General features: G+C 61.6%; 1 protein-coding gene and 1 pseudogene. Both read left to right on the top strand.

Translation table 11 applies throughout. The features are described from left to right. Window positions 1-39: 39 nt before the first annotated feature. Window positions 40-1,029, top strand: a complete 990-nt coding sequence (locus AC1DRJ_RS27550) for a 2-hydroxyacid dehydrogenase (protein WP_477804930.1) — start codon at window positions 40-42, stop codon at window positions 1,027-1,029. 155 nt (window positions 1,030-1,184) lie between these two features. After that, window positions 1,185-1,445 (top strand): annotated as a pseudogene (locus tag AC1DRJ_RS27545) (hypothetical protein); the annotation flags it as partial.

Raw genomic sequence — 1,445 nt, 5'->3', positions numbered from 1 at the left:
CTGCTTACATAAAGCCGGACCGAGTTAAATGGAGGATTCATGCGCACGATTCTTTTCAGCAGCCAGACCTACGACCGCGACAGTTTTCTAGGCGCCGACCTGCCCGTCGGTATCGAACTGCACTTTCAGTCAGCGCGGCTGAGCCTCGACACTGCGGCACTGGCGCAAAAGCACGAAGTGGTTTGTGCCTTTATCAATGACGACCTCAGCGCCCCGGTGCTGGAATGTCTGGCGGCGGGAGGCACACGCCTGATCGCCCTGCGCTCGGCCGGGTTCAATCATGTCGATCTGCCTGCGGCCAAGCGCCTGGGTCTTGCAATCGTGCGCGTCCCGGCCTACTCGCCACACGCCGTGGCCGAACATGCGGTGGCGCTGATCCTGGCACTCAACCGTCGCTTGCACCGTGCCTATAACCGCACCCGCGAAGGTGACTTCAGCCTTCACGGGCTGACCGGCTTCGACTTGGTGGGCAAGACCGTCGGCGTGGTCGGCACCGGGCAGATCGGCGCGACGTTCGCCAAGATAATGAACGGTTTCGGCTGCCGGTTGCTGGCCTATGACCCCTACCCCAATCCGCAGGTCGAAGCCCTCGGCGCTCGCTACTTGAGCCTGCCGGAACTGCTCGCCGAGTCGCAGATCATCAGCCTGCATTGCCCGCTCAACGAGCAGAGCAAACACCTGATCAACCGCGAATCACTGGCGCACATGCAACCCGGCGCAATGCTGATCAACACCGGGCGAGGTGGTCTGGTGGACACCCCGGCGCTGATCGACGCATTGAAGGACGGCCAATTGGGCTATCTGGGGCTGGATGTTTACGAAGAAGAGGCGCAGCTGTTTTTCGAGGACCGGTCCGATCTGCCGCTGCAAGACGATGTGCTGGCGCGACTGCTGACCTTTCCGAATGTGATCATTACCGCGCACCAGGCCTTCCTGACCCGCGAAGCGCTGGGCGCGATTGCCGCGACGACCTTGCAAAACATCGTGGCTTGGGCCGCCGGCACGCCGCAGAATCAGGTTGAGGGCTGATCGACTCAAGCCTTGGACCTTGTCCGTTCCTTTGAAGTGTGAAAGCGGCAGTGTGCCATGAGTCGTCGGGGCGATTGAACCTGATCGAAGGTCATCTGCCGGCGCCATGCAGCGAGTAGGCCCGTGATAGCATGTCRCGCCTATTTGGAGGACCCATGGTCGAACACGATTTCCGCTACACCCTGATGAGCCCGCAACACACCCTCACCGAATGCCGCGCCCTGGTGCCGGGGCGTTATCAAGTCACCGGCAACGGCGGCTCGATCCGGATTGGCGACGTGCTGGTAGTGACCCTTAAAGGCAGCAAGGACTTGTCCATGCGCCTGACCGTCGAAACGGTTCGCCACTTGATCAACCCGCCAGGCCAATGGGTCGCGGTGAGCAGTGGCCCGGTGTTCGGCGAACTGGCGATCCAC

The organism is Pseudomonas sp. P5_B2 (assembly GCF_056400445.1).
This window is presented reverse-complemented; position numbering and strand designations above follow the sequence as displayed.